Consider the following 20,209-nt stretch of genomic DNA (forward strand, 5'->3'; position numbering starts at 1 on the left):
TCAGGGGTAGACGCGCACCGGGGTCGAGACCTCGGTCGCCGGACGCACCGGGAACCCGCCGATGCCGTCGTCCGCGTCGTAGCTCACGCCCGCGACGAGCCCCTCGGCGCCCGTCAGGACGAGCTGCGTCGACACCGGCACCTGCACGGTCGCCGTGCTGCCCGACGCCACGTCGACCTCCTGCTCGCGGTCCCCGGACGTGATCGTGACCGTCGCGTCCGAGCGCGTCGGGTTGACGAGGTTCATCCGCGCACCGCCGCCCGGCGCCACGGCCGTCACGACGCGGTCGCCGAGGGGTTCCGCCGACGCGAACCAGCCGAGGTCGCTGCTGCCGTCGTCGGTCGGCTTCGTGGTGCGGGCACCGGCCACGAGCGGCTCGGTCGACGTCACCGTGAACGAGTAGCGCCCGTCCGGGAAGTCGTCGAGGGCGACGTCGGTGACGACCCCGGCCTCGGCGGTCGCGTTGACGGTCGAGCCGCCGCCGTCCGCGGTCGTGATCCCGACGGTCACCCGCGCGGCACGGTCACCGGGGACGAACAGGCGGAGCACCGGAGCGGCGTCCTCGGAGTCGTCGCCGCGCTGTGCCTCCTCGGCGCCCTGCAGCACGACGGCGGGGATCACCTGCGTCCGGGACGGCGCGGCCCCGCCGGAGACGACGTCGTAGCCACCCGGGGTGAGGGTCCGCACGATGCTCTCCTGCATGTGCGCGACGATCTGCCCGCCGGACGAGGTCACGTGCACGACCGTGGACCCCTGGTCGGACACGAAGCCCGACAGCGGCACGACCTTCTGCGTGTTCGGTGCGACGACGATGCCGGTCGTCCCGGGCGCCTGCACGGTGCCGGAGGCGTCGTACACGTCGAGGTCCACCGTGGCGTTGACGTCGGTCGGGTTGGACAGCGTGATCAGGCTGGTCCGCCCGGTCTCGGTCGAACCGCCCACCAGCCAGGTCGACTGGGTCGGGTCGTCGCACGACGCCGCGCCGAAGCCGACCAGGTCGCCGGAGGACACGCTCTGCGAGGTGCTGCCCGCCACCTGTGGCGTGCGGTCGCCGGCGGGTGCGGTGAGGAGCTGCGGGTCGCTGCCGCCGGTGGTGGACGCGCGGAGCGTCGAGCGGTCGACGGTGCTGCCGGTGGTGCCGGTCGCGACCTCCGACGACCCGACGGTGCTGGCCGTCGTCGCGTCGTTCCCGGACTCGTCGGACAGACGCAGCGCACTGCCGGCGCACACGCGCTCGGCGTCGGCGGGCACGGGTGTGACGAGCCGGCCGGCCGGGCGCACGGCGGGGCTCTCGGTGCCGATCGCGTGGGCGGCCGTCACGGCCCCGGCGGCGACGACCACGGCCACCGCGGTCGCGGTGCCACGGACGACCCACCGTCGGACGGACCGGTGCTCGGTGCTCATTCGTCGCGCTCCTCGTCGAAGGTGGTGGCGGGTTCCTCGGCCTCGATGACGTTCGAGGTGGCACGGCGTCGGCGCGGCGCGGTGGGGACGGCGAGCAGGGCCGCGGCGCCGAACACGACGCCGAGCACGACGAGGTACAGCACGTGCGTCGCCTGCGTCGCGGCGGAGCCGGTGGACACCCGGTCGACGTCGCCCTCGTAGTGGAAGAGCCTCCCGGAGGCGGTCTCGCCGATGCTCGTGAAGCGGGCGTCCTGACCGATCGCGCCGGCTGCCCGGTCGTGCACCTCCTGCGCGCCGTCGGCGTCCGGGCCGTCGTCGAGCAGCACGAACGAGATGCCGAGCTGGCGCAGTGCCGGTTCGGGGTCGTAGCCACTGCGGCTCGCGAGGTTCCCGGCCAGGGTCGCCAGCTGGGCGCCCGACCGGCTGAGACGGAGCGCGGTCGAGTCGAGGGTCGTCTGGTCGTCGAGCGTCGACCCCTGGCCACGCTCGAGCGACACCGCGAGCGAGCCGTCGGTCTGCGGTTCGACCACGAGCGTGCCGACGTCCGGGTTCGCCTGGGCCTCCGCGTTCACGTAGGCGCTCAGGACCCGTCCCGTCGTCGGCCGCAGGAGCGTGTCGCCGAGGGTGGACGCGGCGAAGGCGGGCGCGACCGCGACCCCGGCGAGGACCGCTGTGACGAGTCCGGCGACCGGAGCGGTGCGCGGCAGGACGTCGATGCCGATCGAGGCGGCGACGACGATGCCGAGGGCCATCACGGACAGTGCGCTCCCGGGCCAGACGATCGTCGTGGTCGACCCGACCCCGGTGACGGTGAGGTGCGTCGCCCCGAAGGCGGTCGCGTAGCCGAGGAGCGCGAGCAGGAGCGCCGCACCGGCGACGGCCCAGCGGTGCCCGAGGAGTGCCCCGACCGCGAGCAGGACGACCGGCAGCGCGAGGACGGCCATGGCGACGGGCAGGACCGACGCGGCGAGCCCGAGGGGCGACGTCGCGGGGAGCCACCCGCTCCAGTCCGGCAGCGGCTGCCCGATCGCGAGCTGCAGCGCCGAGGGGGCGCGCGTGGCCGACGGGACGCCCGGGTCCGCGAACACGGCGAGCGGGTTGCCGCGCGCGACCTGCGCCAGGACGAGCGGCAGGAAGAGCACGGCGGCGGGCACCGGGATGAAGACCCGACGGTGCGCGCGCCGCCAGCCGACGACGAGGGAAACGACCCAGCCGACCAGGAGCGCCGGGAGCAGCGACGGCGCCGATGCCGCGACGACCGCGAAGAGCAGCGACGCGCCGGACGCCCACGCCCAGGAGCGGTGTGCCTCGAGCACGGCGAGCAGGAGCCACGGGAGCAGCACGTGGGCGATCACGGCGCCGAGGTGACCGGTCGTGACGGCGCCGACGAGCGCTGGCGCGATCGTGTAGAGCGCGGCACCGACGACGGGCACCCAGGTGCGGGTGGTCACCTTGCGCACCGCGAACCACGCCCCGAGGGCCGACAGCGGGAACGCGAGCAGGAGCACGACCACGACCGAGGTCGACGGCGACCAGGCGGTGATCGACCCGAGCACGGCGAGGACGGCTGCGAAGGGGTCGCTCGGGCCGGTGGAGCCGGTGCCGATCGAGTGCCAGCCGTACCCGACGTTCTGCCAGAGCCGCCCGACCGAGGTGCTCAGCGGCAGGAGGCCGCCACCGGTGACGGCGGGGCTGCCGAGCAGCGGGTACAGCGTGACGACGCTGAGCACGGCAGCGGCGAGCACGACCCACACGCCGCCGTCGCCCAGGAACGACGCCCGCGCGATCGGGGCGTCCTCGACCCGTGCGAGCTCGACGTCACGCGAGGTGGTCCGGTGCTCGTGCACCCGGCGCCAGCTGACCCGCAGCGGTTCGACCGCGGCCCAGCCGACCCGACGGGTCCGCGCTGCGTTCGCCCGCGCTCGACGGACACCACCCCCGAACGCCACCGCGAGGGCGGCGGCGAGCTCGCCGGACACCGCGGCGGGGTGCTTCGCGACGAGGTGCCCGACGGCGCGCACGACGGCCGTCGGGACGAGCAGCAGCCAGTGCAGCCAGAGCAGCCCGGCGGGCGCGTACGTCAACCGCCGGTGCAGCTCGGCCTGGCGGTGCAGGCGCACGCGTCGCCCCTCGGAGACGCGCTTGCGGCCGAACTCCTCGATCGGCCCCGCGCTCGTCACGCGGGCCTCCGGCACCACGGCGACGCGGTGCCCCGCGAGGCGTGCGCGGATGCAGAGGTCGAGGGCGGCGTCGACGTCCGGCAGCGCGGGGTCGAAGCCGCGCAGCTCCCGCCAGACCGAGCGGCGCACGAGCATGCCGGCCGCGGAGACGCCCATCACGTCGGTGTGCCGGTCGTGCTGGCCCTGGTCGAGCTCGTCCTGCACGAGCGCGAGCGAGCGTCCGCCGCGTGTCGTGCTCTCGCCGAAGGCGCGGATGTACGACGGGTCGTCGGCGTCGACGAGCTTCGGTCCGGCGACCACGACGGAGGGCGCGATCTCCACCGCGGAGAGCATGTCGGCGAGCGCGGTCGGCGCGGGCGCGTTGTCGTGTCCGAGCAGCCAGAGCCACTCGTCGGGTGCCGTCTCGTCGTCCGGTCCGGCATCCGCGGTCGGCGCCTCGCGCTCCGCTGCCGCGACGGCCTCGCCGAAGGGACGGCCGGCGGGCAGGCGCACGAGTCCGGCGGAGCCACCGAGGGCGAGCTCTGCGGTCGACCCGTCGGTGGAACCGACGTCGACGACGACCAGGTTGTCGGGGTGCCGGGTCTGGGCGACGAGGGCGTCCAGTGTCCGGTCGAGGTGCTCGCCGCCGTTCGCGGTCACGAGGACCGCGGTGACGCGGGGCTGGGCGGACCGGGGCTGCGCGGGACTGGGCTGCATGACGCGCGTCACTCTACGGTCTGGAGGCGCGGGACCGGCCCGCCGGAACGGCGCGCCGTCAACCTGTGCGCACCATCAACGGACGGTGGGTGGCGGAGGCGGGACGCGCCTCCAGGCCGGTCGACACCGGTCGCGCTGCGCGCGACCGAGCGCGTCAGGCGCGGCGGCGGAGCTTCCGCCGCTCGCGCTCGGAGAGCCCGCCCCAGATGCCGAAGCGCTCGTCGTTCTCGAGCGCGTACTCGAGGCACTGCGACCGGACCTCGCACGAGCCGCAGATCTTCTTCGCCTCGCGGGTGGACCCGCCCTTCTCGGGGAAGAAGGCCTCGGGGTCGGTCTGCGCGCAGAGCGAGTCGACCTGCCACGAGAGGGGGTTCTCCTCGTCGCCCTCGGGCCGGCGGACGCCGGGGACGCCGAGCGAGACCGGATCGACGTGCCAGTCCTCCGGCACGCCGGCGTGGAAGTCGGAACCGTTCACCCTGATCACCCCTGACATGTCGACGACGGCCTGCAACGACCGAAGCCGCTGCCTGTAATTACAGCGGTGTGATTCCGTTCCGTCAAGTCGCGGATCATAGGAGGTACCGAGCGCCGCGGCGTGTCATGTCCCCCGTACGGGCGTGTCGCAGGCCGTCTGTCCAGCGATCGGGGGACACGCGAGCGCTCCCCGATCGCCGAGCACGGGCCTCAGCCGACCCGGCGACGGGCCTCCCAGGCGCTGGTGACCATCTCGTCGAGCGAGTGCCGCATCGCCCACTCGAGGTCGCGCGCCGCGGCCTCGCCGGTCGCGACGATGCGGGCCGGGTCGCCCGGGCGGCGCGGGGCGACCTCGGGCTCGAACGCGATGCCGGTGCCCGACGCCATGGCGTCCATGATCTGCCGGACGCTGACGCCGTCACCGCTGCCGAGGTTGTAGGCACGCTCGAGCTGCTCGCCCGCCTCGAGCTTCCGCGCCGCGACGGCGTGCGAGTGCGCGAGGTCGGCGACGTGGATGTAGTCGCGGACGCAGGTGCCGTCCGGGGTGTCGTAGTCGTCGCCGTTGATCCGCGGCACCCGACCGGCGAGCAGCGCGTCGAACACGAGCGGGAACAGGTTGTGCGGGCTCGCGTCGTACAGGTCCGGCTCCCCCGACCCGACGACGTTGAAGTAGCGGAGCGAGGTCGTGGCGAACCCGGCGGCGACCTCCATGTCGCGCAGCAGCCACTCGCCGATGAGCTTCGACTCGCCGTACGGCGACTCCGGCGCCTTCGGGGTGTCCTCGACCACGACGTCGACGTCCGGCGTGCCGTACACCGCCGCGCTCGACGAGAACACGGCCTTGGTGACGCCGTTCTCCGCCATCGCCCGGAGCAGGGTCGCGGTGCCGGTGACGTTCTGCTCGTAGGTGTGCAGCGGGCGCTCGACCGAGACCCCCGCGTACTTGAAGCCGGCCACGTGCACGACACCGGTCACGGCGTGCTCGCGCAGGGTGGTCGCGAGCAGCTCGCCGTCGAGGATCGTGCCCTCGACGAACGGCACGTCCTCGGGCACGAACCCCCGGAACCCGCTCGACAGGTCGTCGAACGCGACGGTGTCGATCCCTGCAGCGCGCAGGGCGCGGACGACGTGGGACCCGATGTACCCGGCACCGCCGGTGACCAGCCAACTCATGCTCGTCACGCTAGCGGACCGTGCCGTCCCGTCGGGGCGCAGGGTGCTGCGTGTTCACGCACCCGTCGCGATGAAGACCGTCGACGTCAGCCCGGCCGCGGCGTCGGCCTCGACCGTCACGTCACCCTCGTCCGGCGTGACGTAGCAGGACTCCCCCTGCCGGAGCAGGGTCGCCGAGTGCGCGCCGACGAGGGTCACGGCCCCGGTGGTGCAGACCGCGATGCTCGGACCGTGCAGCGGTGCGACACCGCCGGTGCCCAGACCGACCGGGCGGCCGTCCCCCGTCACGCGGACGAGGGCGAAGCCGACGCCCTCGGGCGCGAAGCGGTCGACGCCCTGGTCGAGGTGCTCCGGCGTCAGGACCGGTGCCGGGTACGCGGTGAAGTCGAGCACCCGCAGCAGTTCGGGGACGTCGACGTGCTTCGCGGTCAGGCCGCCCCGGAGCACGTTGTCCGAGGGGGCCATCAGCTCGATGCCGAGCCCGTCGAGGTAGGCGTGCACGTTGCCCGCGGGCAGGTACATCGCCTCGCCGGTCCGGAGCGTGACGCGGTGCATGAGCAGCGACACGACCACGCCGGGGTCGCCCGGGTACGCGTCCGCCAGGTCGACCACGGTCTGCACGTTCGGGCTGCGGTCGTCCTCGGGCAGCGCCGCGGCGAGGTCGGACGCCGCCTGCACCACGGCGAGCACCGACGCGTCGGCGGTCTCGAGCCAGCGCACGGTGTCCTCGAGCCCCTGCGACAGGTGTGCCAGGAGGGGGCCGAGCCGGCCGCTCCCTGCGTCGAGCGCCTCGACCTCGGCCACGGTGTCGGCGACCGGGCGGAAGCCGCTGAGCGCCTCGAAGCGATCGCTGAGCGCGACGACGAGCTCGGGCTTCGGGAAGGGGTCCTTGTAGTTGCGCGCGGGGTCGTCGAGCGGGATGCCCGCCGCCTCCTCGCGCGCGAAGCCCTCGCGGGCCTGCTCCGGCGTGGGGTGGGCCTGGAGCGACAGGGGTGCCGCCGCTGCGAGGAGCTTCAGCAGGAACGGCAGGCCGGTGCGGTCCGGGCCGAGGGCGGCCTCGGGCTCGGCGTCGATCCAGTCGCGCAGGGTGTCGGCGCCGCCCACCATCGCCGGGTTGACGACGACGCTCGGGCTGCCCGCGTGCGCGCCGAGCCAGAGCTCGGCCTGCGGCGCTCCGGTGACGGTGCGGCCGAGGAGTTCGGGGATCGCGGAGACCGATCCCCAGGCGTAGTCGCGCGGGGTGTTCGTGATGCCGAGGAACATGGGCCGAGCGTACCGGCCCGCACCGACCGCCCCGTGCGGGCCGCGACGGCACCCGGGCGACCGTCGACGGGCGGGACGCACGATCCGCGATACGTAGACTCGTCGCGATGTCCGAGCAGCCCACGCGCCCGCGCCGGTCCGACGCCACCCGGTGGGACGTGCAGGGGCTCCGCGCCTTCGCCGTCCTGGCTGTCGTCGTCTACCACCTGTGGCCGAACCGCCTGCCGGGCGGGTTCGTCGGGGTGGACGTGTTCTTCGTCATCTCCGGCTTCCTCATCACCGGGCACCTGCTGCGCGAGCAGGCGACGAACGGGCGGATCGCGCTCGGGCGGTTCTGGGCACGACGCGCGAAGCGGCTGCTGCCCGGTGCCTCGCTCACCCTGCTCGCGACCGGTGCCGCGGTCCTCGTGCTCGTCCCGAGCACCCTCTGGGGGCAGTACGGTCGCGAGCTCATCGCCTCGACGCTGTACGTGCAGAACTGGCAGCTGGCGTCGGACTCGGTCGACTACCTGGCGTCGGACAACCAACCGTCGCCGTTCCAGCACTTCTGGTCGCTCTCGGTCGAGGAGCAGTTCTACATCGCGCTCCCCGTGCTGCTCGTCGCCCTGGCGGTCCTGCTCCGGCGCGCTCGGTGGTGGACGCCGGTGCGGACCGCTCGGGTGCTGCTCGGCGCGGTGGTCGTCGTCTCGCTCGTCTGGAGCGTCGTCGAGACACGCTCGGCCCCCGGCATCGCCTACTTCTCCACGGCCACGCGAGCGTGGGAGTTCGCCCTGGGCGGGCTGGCGTCGACGGTCGTCCTGTCGTCCCGCGTCCGTCCCGCGGCCCGGTGGATCCGGACGGGAGGCGCGTGGCTGGGTGCCGCCCTGCTGGTCGCCTCGCTCGTCGTCATCACCCCGGCGACCCCGTTCCCCGGCACCGCGGCGCTGCTGCCGGTCGCGGGGGCGGCCCTCGTCGTGCTGCTCGGCGCCCGGAGCGGACTGCAGGCCGTCGGTCGGCTCGCCCCGGTGGCCTTCGTCGGGCGGATCTCCTACGCCGTCTACCTCTGGCACTGGCCGGGGGTCGTCCTGCTGCCGATCGCGACCGGGCACACCCTGGGCACGCGCGACAAGCTGCTCGTCCTGCTCGGCACCGCCGTCCTCGCGACGGTCACGACACTGCTGGTCGAGGAACCGCTCCGCTTCTCCGCCCGCTTCCGGTCCCTCCGGCCCCGCAGGGTCGCCGTGTGGGGCGCGGTGAGCACCCTCCTGGTCGTCGCCCTCGGCGGGTCGACACTCGGGGCGCTGCAGGTCCAGCAGACGCAGGCCGCGGCGTTCCAGCGCTCGCTCGAGCGCGGCGACGTCCCCTGCTTCGGAGCGGCCGCACGCATCGGCTCGGCAGACCCGTGCACGGATCCGCGGCTCGCCGACGTCCGGGTGCCGACACCGGCCGCCGCGGCGGAGGACGACGTCAACCGGGACGCGTGCTGGTCGAACACGACCGCCGCCTTCAACGTCTGCACGGTCGGACCGCGGACCGGGTGGAAGAAGCACATCGCGGCGATCGGCGACTCGCACAACAACGCACTGCTGAGCGCCTACGCGGCGATCGCGGAGCAACGGAACTGGCGCATCGACGTCGCCGGGCACATCGGCTGCTACCTGACGACCGCCGTGCAGGAGGCCCCGTCGCAGGCGTACACCGACTCCTGCAACGCGTGGAAGCACTCGGCGACGACGTGGATCGCGGCGCACCCGGACCTGGACGCCGTCGTCGTCACCCACGCGACGACGAAGTCCCCGGTCGTCGCGCCGGCCGGGACGACCACCGAGCAGGCCACCGTCGACGGACTCGTCGGCGCCTGGCGGTCGGCCACCGACGTCGGTGTGCCGGTGATCGCGATCCGGGACAACCCGGTCGCCCGCGACGACGTGATGACCTGCCTCGGTCGGATGTCCGGCCCGACGACGACGACGTGCGACGTCCCGCGCAGCGAGGCACTGGCCTCCTTCGACGGTTCCGAGCAGGCGGTCCGGGAACTCGGCGACCGCGCGCGCTTCGTCGACCTGACCGACTGGTACTGCACCGCGACGAGCTGCCCGGCCGTGGTCGGGGGCGTGCTCGTCCACCGTGACCCGACCCACCTGACCGCGACCTTCGCCACCACGCTCGCGCCGTACCTCGGCGCGGACCTCGCACGCGCGCTCGACTCGCTCGGACGCTGACCGGCGGTAGCCTGGTCGCCGTGACGAACACCTGGCCGCTGGCCCGCGGGACCGTGCCCGAGCGCGAGGCGTTCGCGCTCGCCACCGCGGTCGTCGGGGTGCTGTTCGCCGGCGACGCCGTGCCGAACACGATCACCTGGTACGGCGCCGCCGCCGTCTGGGCGGCCCTGGCCGGCTGGGGCATCGCGGTCGTGGTGCGGGCCCGCCCGCCGCTCACCCGCACGCCGCGCTCGCTCTGGTTGTTCCTGGGCTGGTGCCTGCTCAGCGTCGCGTGGTCGCACTGGCGTGCGGCGACCCTGGCGAGCATGGTCGCCCAGCTCCTCTGCGTGCTCGTCGCGTTCGCGATCGCGTCGACGCTCAGCTGGCGGCGCCTGCTCGACGCCGTGTCGGCAGCGATGCGCTGGGTGCTCGGTCTGTCGCTGCTGTTCGAGGCCGTCGTGGCCGTCGTCGTCCGGCACCCGATCGCGCCGATCTGGACGGACTACGGCGACCGGAAGATCCCGGACGCCTTCTACTTCTCGCGAGCCGAACTGTTCACGGGTGGTCGGATCCAGGGCCTGCCGGGGAACGCGAACCTGCTGGCGATGGTGGCCCTGCTCGCGCTCGTCGCGGTCGCCGTCCAGCTCGCCGAGGGGCGGATGCACCGCGGACGCGCCGTCACCTGGCTCGCGGTGGGCGTCCTCGTGCTCGCGCTCACCCGGTCGTCGACCGTCCTCGTCGCCGCCGTCGTGGTCGTCCTCGCGGCCGCGGTCGCGGTCCTGGTCCGCCGTGTGCCGAGCGGACAGCGGGCCCCGCGGTACCTCGCCGTCGCCGTCGGCGCCGTCGTCGCCGTCGTCGCCGGCGTCGCAGGCCGAGGGGTGCTCACGGGGCTCCTCGGCAGGACGTCCGACCTCACCGGCCGCGGCGACATCTGGTCGGCGGTGCTCGGACTCGCCGACCAGCACCCGGTCCTCGGCTGGGGCTGGATCGGCTACTGGTGGCCGGACATCCCCACGCTCGCGGACATCGCCCACCGGAACGGCGTGACCTACCTGCAGGCGCACGACGCCGCCCTCGACGTCCTCATGCAGACCGGCGTCGTCGGGCTCGTCCTCTTCGCCCTGTACGTGGTGTCGACGCTCGTGCGCTCCTGGTGGTGCGCGACCCGGACCCCGTACGGCCCCGACCTGCTCCCCCGCGGCTTCGACCCCGTGTCGCTGTTCCCGCTCCTGGTCGTCGTGGCGCTCCTCGTGCAGGCGGTCGCCGAGTCCCGCCTGCTCTACCAGGGCAACTGGGTCCTCTTCGCGGTCATCGCGATCAAGACGCGCACGGTGCTCGTCGGCGAGGAGCCCGCGTCGACGGGCGACGGGCCGCGCATCCCGGTCGCCGTCCGGGCGTTCCGGGGCGCGACGGCGGACTGACCACCGGCTCCGCGACCGGACGCCGTGCTCGGAACGTCCCGTCGACGCCGTACGCGAGGCGCTCGCGCAGGAACAGTCCGCCGTCCTCCGCCCAGGCGGTCCCGCGCGTCACCGCACCGAGTCGCCACCACGCCGTCGCGACGGCGCCGACGAGCACGACGAGGGCGAGGGCGGCCTCGGTCGCGGCCGGTCGGAGGTGCTGCATCGAGCGCTGAACCTAGCCGAGACATCGCAGTTCGCGATATCGACGCTCCGGGATACGACGGTGACTCCCGGCGGGGTGCGAGAGGATGGACGCGTGACGGACCACGGGGTGAGCAGACGAGCGCTCGCTCGGCGCTACCTGTCGGCCTGGATCGGCTTCTCGGCCGGCGGCCGCTTCAGCCAGGCGCTCGCCACCGCGATCCTGCTCTTCGCCTTCGGCGAGCCCGCCGTCCACGCGATGGTCGGCGCCGCCGGCACCTGGGCCGTGCTCGTCACCCTCGTGGTGCTCGCCGGCCTCAGCCTGCTCGGGCAGCGCTACCGCATCGAGTGGCACGGCGTCCTGCCCCTCTCGCTGCTCGCCTTCGTCGGCTTCTGCGCCCTGAGCGTGGTGTGGAGCGAGTACTCCTGGTACGCGCTGCGCGGCGTGGTCGAGACGGTCTGCTTCGTCGGGCTCGGGCTCTACCTGGCGCTCGGCCGCGACCTCGTGCAGGTCATCCGCGCGGCCGGCGACGCCTTCCGCATCCTGCTCGTCGTGGCCCTCGGCCTCGAGGTGCTCTCCGGGCTCGTGCTCGACGTCCCGATCCCCGCGTTCGGCATCCAGGGCGACATCGCGTACGGCGGTCCGATCCAGGGCATCGGGGGCAACCGCAACTTCATGGGATTCGTGGCCGCGACCGCCCTGGTCACCTTCGTGGTCGAGTTCCTCACCCGGTCGGTGACCACCTGGCGCGCGGTCGCGTCCACCGCACTCGCCGTGATCGCGCTCATGCTCGTGCAGTCCCCCATCACCGGGATCGCGATGATCGCACTGGCGGTGACCGCCCTGGCCCTCTGGGCGCTCCGGCACGCGGCACCGACGACACGGCCGGTCGTGAACACCGTGCTCGGCGGCGCCGTCCTCGGCATGCTCGTGCTGGCGGTCCTGTTCCGGCACCGGGTGCTCGCCGAGATCGGTGCCGCCGGTGGGACGGCCACCCGGCTCGGCCTCTGGGCGCAGATCCGGCAGCTCGGCGAACAGGACCCGATGCAGGGCCGCGGCTGGGTCGGCACCTGGCCGACCGAGGACGTCTTCCCCTTCGTCACCCTCGTCGACCCGTCCGGGGTGCGGTTCACCTCCGGGCTCGACGCCTTCGTCGACGCGTACCTGCAGGTCGGGCTCGCGGGGGCACTCCTGCTCGCGATCGCGGGCGGGCTGGCGTTCGCCCGCGCATGGGTCACCGCGACGACCTTCCCCGGGGTCGCCTACGTGTGGCCGGCCGCGGTCCTCGTGCTCCTGGCGGTCACGAGCACCGCGGAGAGCTACCTGCTGCACGGCGCCGGTCTCATGCTGTTCGCGACCGTCATCGTCGTCGCCGCCCGTCGTCGCTCGTGGCGACGGCACCTGCCGCGCGACCAGTCCTGAGCGGTGGTCGCGCGGCAGCGGGGCTCGCGGCTGACGTCCGTCCACCAGTAGCATCGGCTCGGGCCGCAGGGGGCGGCCCGTCACCGACAGGAGCTGGCATGCCCTTCGTCTCCCGCGTCGTCACCGCCCTGCTCGCGGTCTCGGCCCTCACCACCGCCGCCGTGGGGCTCGCGCCCGCCGAGCGGGCCGTCGCAGCACCGACCGCGACCGCCAGCGGGTCCCGGTACACCCCGCTCGACACCGCCCGGGTGTTCGACGGCACCGTCGGCACCACCCCGGTCGTGGTGCCGATCACCGGGCGCGTCGGGGTCCCGGCGAACGCGACCGCGGTGGTGGTCAACGTCGAGACCGAGGCGCCGACCGCCGCCGGCTACGTGCGCATCACGCCCGCCGGCACCGACGCCCGCGTCGCGCTGCAGGAGTTCCCCGCGGGCCGGACGATCTCGAACCTCGCGACCGTGAAGCTCGCCTCGGGCGGCGTGCAGGTGAAGGTGTCGGCCGGCTCGGCACGGATCCTGCTCGACGTCTCCGGCTACTACGCCGCCGGCAGCGGCTCGACCTTCACGCCCCTGCCGACGGTCCGCGTCGCGTCGCCGACCGTGGGCACGACACCGGTGCCCGTGCAGTTCGCCGGCAAGGGCGGTGTGCCGGCAGACGCCACCGCGGTGGTGGTCAACGTCGAGACGAACGCCCCGACCGCCGACGGCTACACGCGCCTCACCCCGCTCGGCCGTGACGCATCGGTGGCGACCCAGGAGTTCAGCGCCGGACGCACCGTGTCGAACCTCGCGATCGTGCGCCTCGTCGACGGTTCGGCGCAGGTCCGCCTGTCCCAGGGGACCGCGACCGTCTTCATGGACGTCGCCGGGTACTACTCCGCCTCGTCGACCGGCTCCGTCTTCGTCCCCCTCGACACGACCCGCATCGAGACGGCCACGCTGGGCGACACCCCGCGCACGGTCCGCGCGACGGGCACCGGCGGTGTCCCGGGGACGGCCACCGCGGTCGTCGCGAACGTCGAGGTGCAGGGCACGTCCGCCGACGGCTACCTCCGGGTCACGCCCGCCGGACAGGACGCCTCCGTCGCCGCCCAGGTGTTCCGGGCCCGCGAGGAGGTCTCCGCTGCCGTCATCACCAAGGTGACCGGGTCCACCGCCGCACGGGCGTTCCAGGCCAAGGTCTCGCGCGGGACCGCGGTCGACTACGTCGACGTGTCTGGGTACTTCCTCGACGGGACCTCGGCCTCGGGCACCGGCGTCGACGTGTCCTGGCCGCAGTGCGGGTCCTCGTTTCCGACCGACGCCGCCTTCGCGGTCGTCGGCGTCAACGGCGGACTGGCGAACACCACGAACCCCTGCCTGTCGTCGCAGCTGGGGTGGGCCGCGCAGTCCTCCGGCGGGACGTCCCAGCCGACCGTCCAGCTCTACGTGAACACCGCGAACCCCGGCCGACAGGCCTCGGTCTGGCCCACGAGCAACACGCTGCCGAACGGCGGCGGGACCGTACCGAACCCGTACGGGACCTGCACCGGCGGGTACGACGCCGCCTGCTCGTACGTGTACGGCTGGACCCGGGCGGTCGAGGACGCCACGATCCGAGGCGTCACCGACCCGACGGCGTACCGCTGGTGGCTCGACGTCGAGACCGAGGGCACCTGGCAGACGGACCGGTCCCAGAACCGCGCGGACCTCGAGGGCATGGCCGCTGCCCTGACCTCCCGGGGCGCGCAGGTCGGCCTGTACTCGACCACCTTCCAGTGGACCAGCATCGTCGGGACCGTCCCGACGTCGAGCCCGCTCTACCGGCTGCCGAGCTGGATCGCGACCGGGGCACCGACCCTGGCCGCAGCGCAGCAGGCCTGCTCCGGGACGTCCCTCACCGGCGGCAGTCGGATCGAGATGACGCAGTACGTCGTCGGCGGGTTCGACCGCAACGCGTCCTGCGTCTGACGCTCGCCGGCCGCTGGAGACGACCCGGCAGACCCGACGGAGTCACCGACGTCCGAGCACCAGTCGGCACGGCACGGCGGTGTCCCACACCTTGTCGATCGCGTGCGGTGCGTTGTGCACGACGATCGACGCGGACGGATCGGCACGGCACGCCGCGACCTGCGCCTCGACCTGCGGACGCCACGCGGGTCCGTCCTGGCGCAGCGACAGTCCCGGGGTGGCCGAGCCCACCGCGGCTGCGACCACGACCACGACCGCACCCCAGCCGACGACCGCCGCCGTCACCCGGAGCACGTGGCTCCGGTCGACCAGTGGCACCCGGCGGGACCGCACCGCGGGTCGTGGCCCGATGAGCAGCGCTGCGGCGAGGACCACCGCGGCGGTGAGGAGCATCGCGGACGGCGCGGCGTAGCGCGTGGGGACGGTCGTCATCGCCTGCAGCAGCCCGGCCGGCTCGTCCCAGCCCCGGTTGCCCGAGCTGTTCGCCTTCAGCGCCGCCGTCCAGATGCCGACGGACCCGATCGCGAACGCGACCAGCTGGACGCGCCCTCGCCAGGACCCGACGACGAGGGCCGCGACGAGCAGGACGGCGATCGCGACCACCGGCACCACGACGACGGACGACCCGTGTGCGACGACGGCCCGTGTCACCAGGAACGAGTCGCGGATCCAGGCACCGGCCAGCGGCTCGAGCAGGTACCCCTTGACGACCTCCGCCACCGAGGGGTCCCCCGCCGACGTCGGCCGGACGGTGGTGAGCGCGGTCCACACCTGGAGGCCGAGACCACCGAGCGTCACGACGGTCACCGGGAGTGCCCGGAGCGCGTCCCGGAGGGGGCGCCGCCACCAGGCCACCGCGAGCAACGGCACGAACAGGAGGGCCTGGGGCTCGGTGAGAACCGCGAACAGCGCGAGCACCGCGACGGCTGCGGAGCCCCACCACGTCCGGACCCGGGCGGTGAACACCCACGGGACCAGCAGGAGCATCAGCCAGTGCAGGTTCGCGGCGTTGCCGAGCACCTCGATCGGTGCGATCGGCACGATGACCGGGACCGCGGCGAGGAGCAGGCGGAGCGGCCAGGCCCGGACGACGTCGGCGGACAGCACGAACACCGCGGCCACGACGATGCCCGCGACCACGCAGCTGGCACCCGCCACGGTGACCGCGTACTGCTCGATCGGCCGGTGGAACGCGAGGTCGACGACCAGACGTGGCAGCAGGTGCAGGTAGCCCGCGTACGGGTGCAGCAAGGAGTCCACGGAACCGAGCTCGAGGTGCTCGCTGAAGAACACGTCACCGTCCTCGGCCCAGACGGTCGCCCGGGTCGTCGGCCCGAGCCGGTACCAGGCGAAGGCCGTCGCGATCACCGCGAGGACCACCGCGCCGAGGGCGGTGGTGAGGGTCTTGTGCGTGCGCTCCATCGACGGACGACACTAGCCGCGCCACGGCGGTCCGCTGCACCGACGCTCCGCGCTGCACCCGCCGTCACGGACGTGCCGGGGCGCCGGTGGGGACGGACGGGGACGGGTGGTGCGGACACGTCCGGCGCGGTCGCAGCCGTTGGTAGCATCGTCAGCATGTCCCTGCTCCAGCAGACGCTCATCGTCATGCCTGCGTACAACGAGAGCGCGGTGGTCGGCGACGTCGTGCGCGAAGTGCGGGCGACCCTGCCGGGCGTCACCGTGCTCGTCGTCAACGACGGGTCCGCGGACAGCACCGCTGCGGTGGCACGCCGTGCCGGCGCGACGGTCCTCGACCTGCCGTTCAACCTCGGGGTCGGCGGCGCCATGCGGGCGGGCTTCAAGTACGCGGTCGCCAACGGCTTCCGCTACGCGGTGCAGGTCGATTCCGACGGCCAGCACGATCCGACCGGTGTCCCGCAGATCCTCGACGCCCTGCAGCGGAACGACGTCGTGATCGGCGCACGGTTCGCCGGTGTCGGCGACTACGAGACCCGTGGTCCGCGCCGGTGGGCGATGGTGGTCCTCGCGTCGGTCGTGTCCCGGATCGCCGGGACCCGCCTGACCGACACCACGTCGGGCTTCCGCGGCGCCGGCCCCCGAGCACTCGAGCTCTTCGCCGCGCACTACCCCGCCGAGTACCTCGGGGACACCGTCGAGTCGCTCGTGCTCGCTGCCCGGGCCGGCTGCTCGATCGAGCAGATCCCCGTGGCGATGCGCGTGCGCGCCGGCGGCACCCCGTCCCACGCCCCGTTCAAGGCGATGATCTACCTCGGACGCGCAGCGATGGCCCTCGTGGTCGCGCTCTGGCGTCCCCGTCTGTCCCTCCGCGCATCGGAGGTGCCCGGCTCGTGAACATAGTGACCTACGTCTTCGGCATCGTCGTCGCCCTGCTCGTCCTCGTGGCGGTCGTCGAACTCCTGCGCCGCCGCCGCCTCCGGGAACGCCACGCACTCTGGTGGATCGTCGCCGGCGTCGTCGCCCTCGTCGTCGCCGTGTTCCCCGGGCTGCTCGTCAGCACCGCCGCCGTCCTCGGCTTCTCGGTCCCGACGAACCTCGGCTTCTTCGTCTGCCTCGTCCTGCTCTTCATGGTGTCGGTGTCGCAGAGCGCCGAGCTCACCGCGCTCGAGGAGAAGACACGCGTGCTGGCCGAGCAGAGCGCGCTGCTCGAGGAGCGCATCGAGCGCATCGAGCAGGAGCACGAGGTCGCCGAGCGCCCGACCGCCGGGCCGACGACCCCCGGGCCGACGCATGCTGAGCAGACGCTGTCCGCCCACGTGCACGACGCGGACCGCCGCGGATGACGGCGCCCGACGTCACCGTCGTCATGCTGGCGTACGGTGACGAACCGGTCCTGCACGCCGCCGTGCGGTCCGTTCTCGACTCGGACGGCGTCGACGTCACGATCGTCCTCGTCGACAACGGGTGCACCTCGGACGCCGTCCGCACCCTGCCGCCCGATCCCCGGCTGACCGTCAGGACCCCGGCCGAGAACCTCGGCTTCGCGGGTGGCGTCAACCACGGGGCCGCGGGCACCACCACGACGTACCTCGCGCTGGTCAACTCCGACGCCGAGGTCCGTCCGGACGCCCTCGCCGCCCTCGTGCGGGTCGCCGAGCGCCCCGACGTGGGCATCGCCAGCGGCAGCATCCGCCTGGCCGACCGTCCGGACACGATGAACTCCGCCGGCAACCCGGTGCACGTCGTCGGCCTCAGCTGGGCCGGCGCGTACGGCGAACCGGCGACGGCCCACACGACCGAACAGGACATCGCCTCGGCCTCCGGCGCCGGGCTGGTCCTGCGCCGCGAGCTCTGGGAGCGACTGGGCGGCTTCGAGGACACGTACTTCGCGTACCACGAGGACGTCGACCTGAGCTGGCGGACCTGGCAGCTCGGGCTCCGCGTCGTCTTCGTGCCCGATGCCGTCGTCCTCCACCACTACGAGTTCAGCCGCAACGCCCGCAAGATGTTCCTGCTCGAGCGGAACCGACGCATCTTCCTGTCGACGCTCTACGGTCGCAGGCTCCGCGCTGCCACCGCCCTGCCCGCCTGGGCGATCGGGCTCGCGATGGGCCTGGTGGCCCGTTCGCAGGGATGGGGGCCCCAGCACCGCGAGGCCCGCCGCTGGATCCGCGACAACCGGGCGTGGCTCGCGGAGCGACGTGCCCGCGTCGAGGCCGCTGCCGCCGTCGACGACCGCCGGATGGCGCGCCTGCTCACCGCGACGCTCGACCAGCAGGTGTTCCCGCTCCCCCCGGGCGCCGGTGTCCTGCAGGCCGTGATGCGGGCCTACTGGACGGTCGCCCGCCGCTTCGTCTGAGACCCGTTCGACGCCCGTCCGGGCCGGAAGCCGACCGCGACCAGCGCGACCAGGCTCACCACCGACCCGACGACGAAGCCGGTCGTGCCGGCGGTCAACGGCGCCGACGACACCGAGACGGCGATGACGACGACCCCGGCGACGAGCCCGGTGAGCGACGCCACCGCGACCTCACCGGACCGTCCGGCGGCGAGCAGGAACGCGGCCGGGACCAGTGCGATCGTGAAGACGAACACGCCGACCAGCAGCCCGCGGAGCACCGGTGCCGCCGCCACACCCTGCTCGGGGTAGAACAGCGGCATCACGAACCCGGCCAGGGCCGCGATCGCGCCGAACACCACGACGCAGCCCGCCGTGAAGACCAGGAAGACGGCGAGCCGCCGTCGGTCGCGGAGCGAGCCGTTGCCGGCCTCGTGCGCGAAGGCCGGCACGATGATCTGGCTGACGGCCTGCCCCACCATGGAGGCCGGGGTCGCGATGGTGAACGCGGCGGCGTAGACGCCGACCTGCGCCGGTGCCGCGAAGACCTCGGCACTGATCATGGCCAGCTGGAGGAGACCGTTGGTGGCCAGGCCGGCCAGGACGTTCCAGGCCGTGAAGGACAGCACGCCGGTCCGCGGGAGCTCGGTGGGACCGGCCACGCCCCTCGGCCAGCAGACGACGGCGAACACGGTGTAACCGAGCGAGATCGGGGCGAGCACCCACGAGTGCGCCCCCACGGCGAGCACCCCGGCGAGCCCGGCGAGGGACAACAGCCCGGTCCCGAGGTCGGCGAGCCCGACCCGGCGCGCGCGGCCCCGGCCGAGCGCCCCCGTCCGGGCGTAGGCGTAGGCGCCGTAGCCCGCGACGGTCCACGCCGCGGTGGCGGCCAGGACGCCGTCGTGCGTCCAGCCCCAGGCCACCGGGACCGCGACGGCGCCGAGCACGACGACCGACAGCGCCCAGGTCCGTGTGAGGAGCCGGACGACGTCGCGGTCGTCCTGTCCGCGGGCCACGGCGAACGCGATGTACCGGCTGGCGGCGTTGCCGGCGGCGGTCGGCCACACGAGCGCCGCGAAGATCGACAGCGACAGGACGGCGCTGACGTGGCCCAGGTCCGCCGAGCCGAGCGCCCGTCCGATCACGACGGTGTACGCAAGGCGCGCGACGCCCTGCGCGACGATGCCGCCCGTCGACCAGGCCGCACTCCGGACGAGGTCACCGGAGCCCGTCACCGCGGCGGGCTGCACCACCCCGGGGACCCCCTCCGGCGTGCCGGGGGTGCTCGGCCGCTCCTCGGGGACGCTGTTCGAGGTCACGAGCGGGGGCGGCGGAACCAGCGCTGCACGCCCCACTGCGTCACGCGCACCATCGCCTCGACGATCACGGAGCGGTCCATCTTCGACGTCCCGAGCACGCGGTCCCGGAACTCGATCGGCACCTCGACGATGCGGCCACCGAGGTCGTGCACGCGCAGGGTCATGTCGACCTGGAAGCAGTAGCCCTTCGAGTCGACCCCGCTCAGGTCCATGCGGCGGACGACGTCGGCGCGGTACACCCGGTACCCGGCGGTGACGTCGTGCACACCGAGGCGGAGCATGACCCGCGCGTAGAGGTTCGCCGTCCGGCTGAGCAGCTCACGGCGCTTCGGCCAGTCGACGACCGACCCGCCCCGGACCCAGCGGGAGCCGATCGCGAGCTGCACGTCGGCGGCGGCCGGGGCGTCGGCGACCGCGGACAGCAGGGCGGGCAGGCGGTCCGCCGGGTGGGACCCGTCGGCGTCCATCTCGACGAGCAACCCGTAGCCGCGCTCGAGGCCCCAGTCGAACCCGGCCACGTAGGCCGTGCCCAGACCGAGCTTGCCGGTGCGACGCATCAGGTGCAGACGTCCGTCGTCGGCGGCGAGGGCCTCCACCCGGTCGCCCGTGCCGTCGGGGCTCGCGTCGTCGACCACGAGCACGTGGGCGTCCGGCGCGTGCTCCAGGATCTTCGCGACGGCGTTCTCGATGTTCTCGACCTCGTTGTAGGTCGGGACGACCACGAGGGCTCTGGGGGCGGACGCAGGGTCCTGGGTGTCGGGCACTGTCGGATCCGCTCCTTCAT

15 protein-coding genes are annotated in these 20,209 nt (G+C 73.8%); 7 read left to right on the forward strand and 8 right to left on the reverse strand.

The annotated features are described in order from the left end of the window. From ACIPEQ_RS08510 to manA, 5 genes are all read right to left on the reverse strand, one after another. Positions 1 to 1,404 (reverse strand): DUF5719 family protein, encoded by a 1,404-nt coding sequence (locus tag ACIPEQ_RS08510; RefSeq protein WP_402714843.1) that lies wholly within the window; start codon positions 1,402 to 1,404, stop codon positions 1 to 3. Next, complete coding sequence (locus tag ACIPEQ_RS08515; protein ID WP_402714844.1) at positions 1,401 to 4,280, reverse strand: glycosyltransferase; 2,880 nt, start codon at positions 4,278 to 4,280, stop codon at positions 1,401 to 1,403. The genes ACIPEQ_RS08510 and ACIPEQ_RS08515 overlap by 4 nt, the downstream gene beginning before the upstream one ends. A gap of 154 nt (positions 4,281 to 4,434) precedes the next feature. Then, the gene (locus ACIPEQ_RS08520; RefSeq protein ID WP_394586528.1) at positions 4,435 to 4,773 is read right to left on the reverse strand and encodes a WhiB family transcriptional regulator; all 339 of its coding nucleotides are present in this window, start codon (positions 4,771 to 4,773) and stop codon (positions 4,435 to 4,437) included. Positions 4,774 to 4,964: 191 nt separating this feature from the next. Continuing rightward, positions 4,965 to 5,927 carry a UDP-glucose 4-epimerase GalE gene (gene galE, locus ACIPEQ_RS08525; RefSeq protein WP_250368454.1) on the reverse strand — a complete coding sequence of 321 codons (963 nt, stop codon included), beginning with the start codon at positions 5,925 to 5,927 and terminating at the stop codon, positions 4,965 to 4,967. 54 nt (positions 5,928 to 5,981) lie between these two features. After that, a complete protein-coding gene (manA, locus tag ACIPEQ_RS08530; protein ID WP_402714845.1) occupies positions 5,982 to 7,190 on the reverse strand; it encodes a mannose-6-phosphate isomerase, class I in 1,209 nt (402 codons plus the stop codon). Between the two features lie 107 nt (positions 7,191 to 7,297). Here manA and ACIPEQ_RS08535 point away from each other — a divergent pair, with 107 nt between their 5' ends. The 4 genes from ACIPEQ_RS08535 to ACIPEQ_RS08550 all read left to right on the forward strand — a co-directional run bounded on the left by ACIPEQ_RS08535 (position 7,298) and on the right by ACIPEQ_RS08550 (position 14,346). Beyond that, positions 7,298 to 9,391, forward strand: a complete 2,094-nt coding sequence (locus tag ACIPEQ_RS08535) for an acyltransferase family protein (RefSeq protein WP_402714846.1) — start codon at positions 7,298 to 7,300, stop codon at positions 9,389 to 9,391. A 20-nt stretch (positions 9,392 to 9,411) separates the two neighbouring features. Then, on the forward strand, positions 9,412 to 10,791 hold the full coding sequence (locus ACIPEQ_RS08540) for an O-antigen ligase family protein (RefSeq protein ID WP_402714847.1): 1,380 nt from the start codon (positions 9,412 to 9,414) through the stop codon (positions 10,789 to 10,791). 298 nt (positions 10,792 to 11,089) lie between these two features. Then, positions 11,090 to 12,397, forward strand: coding sequence for an exopolysaccharide production protein (locus ACIPEQ_RS08545; RefSeq protein WP_209824116.1), 1,308 nt, complete (start codon positions 11,090 to 11,092; stop codon positions 12,395 to 12,397). A 98-nt stretch (positions 12,398 to 12,495) separates the two neighbouring features. Then, a complete protein-coding gene (locus ACIPEQ_RS08550; RefSeq protein WP_402714848.1) occupies positions 12,496 to 14,346 on the forward strand; it encodes a hypothetical protein in 1,851 nt (616 codons plus the stop codon). A 42-nt stretch (positions 14,347 to 14,388) separates the two neighbouring features. Here the strand turns inward: ACIPEQ_RS08550 and ACIPEQ_RS08555 are convergent, their stop codons facing one another. Then, on the reverse strand, positions 14,389 to 15,768 hold the full coding sequence (locus tag ACIPEQ_RS08555; protein WP_402714849.1) for a hypothetical protein: 1,380 nt from the start codon (positions 15,766 to 15,768) through the stop codon (positions 14,389 to 14,391). 156 nt (positions 15,769 to 15,924) lie between these two features. Here ACIPEQ_RS08555 and ACIPEQ_RS08560 point away from each other — a divergent pair, with 156 nt between their 5' ends. Genes ACIPEQ_RS08560 through ACIPEQ_RS08570 form a run of 3 tightly spaced genes read left to right on the forward strand, consistent with a single transcriptional unit; the run spans position 15,925 to position 18,127 of the window. Further along, a complete protein-coding gene (locus ACIPEQ_RS08560; protein ID WP_126890701.1) occupies positions 15,925 to 16,662 on the forward strand; it encodes a glycosyltransferase family 2 protein in 738 nt (245 codons plus the stop codon). Further along, the gene (locus ACIPEQ_RS08565; RefSeq protein ID WP_402714850.1) at positions 16,659 to 17,111 is read left to right on the forward strand and encodes a DUF2304 domain-containing protein; all 453 of its coding nucleotides are present in this window, start codon (positions 16,659 to 16,661) and stop codon (positions 17,109 to 17,111) included. The genes ACIPEQ_RS08560 and ACIPEQ_RS08565 overlap by 4 nt, the downstream gene beginning before the upstream one ends. After that, positions 17,108 to 18,127: a glycosyltransferase family 2 protein gene (locus tag ACIPEQ_RS08570; RefSeq protein WP_402714851.1), complete on the forward strand. Its 1,020-nt coding sequence runs from the start codon at positions 17,108 to 17,110 to the stop codon at positions 18,125 to 18,127. Before ACIPEQ_RS08565 ends, ACIPEQ_RS08570 begins: the two co-directional genes overlap by 4 nt. Here ACIPEQ_RS08570 and ACIPEQ_RS08575 read toward each other — a convergent pair. Further along, on the reverse strand, positions 18,097 to 19,425 hold the full coding sequence (locus tag ACIPEQ_RS08575) for a lipopolysaccharide biosynthesis protein (RefSeq protein WP_402714852.1): 1,329 nt from the start codon (positions 19,423 to 19,425) through the stop codon (positions 18,097 to 18,099). The genes ACIPEQ_RS08570 and ACIPEQ_RS08575 overlap by 31 nt on opposite strands. Further along, positions 19,422 to 20,189, reverse strand: coding sequence for a polyprenol monophosphomannose synthase (locus ACIPEQ_RS08580; RefSeq protein WP_402714853.1), 768 nt, complete (start codon positions 20,187 to 20,189; stop codon positions 19,422 to 19,424). Before ACIPEQ_RS08580 ends, ACIPEQ_RS08575 begins: the two co-directional genes overlap by 4 nt. Positions 20,190 to 20,209 lie beyond the last annotated feature (20 nt).

Source organism: Curtobacterium sp. NPDC087080, from assembly GCF_044745105.1.
Classification (GTDB): domain Bacteria; phylum Actinomycetota; class Actinomycetes; order Actinomycetales; family Microbacteriaceae; genus Curtobacterium.